We start from the raw sequence: 1,343 nt of genomic DNA, 5'->3' as shown, positions 1-1,343 counted from the left end.
ACTCGATTAGAATCTTATGATTTTGTAGATAAACAAAAACGAGATGTAAGTATAAAATTAAGGGCTTATTGCCGTAAACATTATAAGAAGGATTATTACTTACTTCGGTCAGTACCTGGAATAGGAGCTATAGTTGCTTGTGGAATTATCTGTGAGTTGGGAGACTTGAGAAGGTTCAAGAATTTTAAGCAATTAGCTAGTTATGTAGGATTGATTCCATCGGTACATCAGAGTGGTGATCATCTAACGACTTCTGGATTGACACCCAGAGCAAACCGTCTTATGAGAAGTTATCTAGTAGAGGCTACTTGGCAAGCGTTGCGTTTTGATCCGGTGATGCAGGAATATTATCGATCCCATCAAGGTAAAGATATCAAACGGATCTTAGTCAAAGTAGCCAGAAAGTTACTGAGCCGTATTCACGCGATCATACGAACAGAAACTCCTTATGAAATAGGAGTGGTAAGTTAAAAAAGAAAATACTAAATAAATTAATAAGGCTAAAAACTCGACAATACTTTTGGCACAAAATAGGACAACTAAACAACGTAGGTGAAGTTTTATAAGCTATCACATTTTATAGCAAGTTGCCTTGTTTGCCAATCATAATCATAGTGATGCTGGTGGATCCGCCTTAGTAGGATACCACATATAGGATGCGGAGTTACTAAGGGCTATTGTTGAAATATTGACAACGCTTTAATGGCGTTGCCAACAATCCAACAATATAAAATCATCAATATGAGTTAATTAAAAAACAAAATATCGTACTTTTAAGATCTAGGACTTGGGAAAGGGCTTTACATAGGATATGTTGTTAGCAAACGTTTTTTGTTTATAATTATTTGTCAGAACTTTTTTTTCTTCAGCTTTTCTTTTTTTCCAAAATTTCCATGAAAATGTTCCCATTTCAGATATTGTCATCCAATCCTCGTTTTCATTCAATTCTTGGTATTCCCATCTAAATTCTTTTCCATTTGATATATGCGCAACAATTCTGTCAGTTCCGGTTAATGAATTCACAATTAAATTCAAGTAATCTTCTAAATTTTCAGCTGTGTCGTAACAATGTATATGATGTCCAGAATTTCCAAAGAAAATTGTGCTTTCTGTTGAGTCAATTATCATTTTAATACCAAAACCATTGGAATCAGTAGGTTCAATATTCAGAATATTTTTCTTTTCCAGAGTGTATTTCAATTCAGGTATTTTCTTTGTGAGATATTTTATTATATTTTCAGAATTGACTTTCATCTAATGTTTGCTAACGTTAAATATATGGCAAGTTGGGCAGTAGAAAGCATTGAACTTTCGGGTTGCTCCGAGCCAAATCGTTTATTTTG

2 protein-coding genes are annotated in these 1,343 nt (G+C 33.8%); one reads left to right on the top strand and one right to left on the bottom strand.

What is annotated here, in order from left to right:
* Positions 1 to 471 (top strand): transposase (locus ACWGOQ_RS24070; protein WP_458202903.1); only part of this gene is annotated, 471 nt, incomplete at its 5' end.
* A gap of 309 nt (positions 472 to 780) precedes the next feature.
* Here the strand turns inward: ACWGOQ_RS24070 and ACWGOQ_RS24065 are convergent.
* Positions 781 to 1,254 carry a hypothetical protein gene (locus tag ACWGOQ_RS24065; RefSeq protein ID WP_452060388.1) on the bottom strand — a complete coding sequence of 158 codons (474 nt, stop codon included), beginning with the start codon at positions 1,252 to 1,254 and terminating at the stop codon, positions 781 to 783.
* Between the last annotated feature and the right edge of the window lie 89 nt (positions 1,255 to 1,343).

The organism is Aquimarina ulvae (assembly GCF_053613295.3).
The sequence above is the reverse complement of the archived record's forward strand: the minus strand, read 5'-3'. Positions and strand labels throughout refer to the sequence as shown.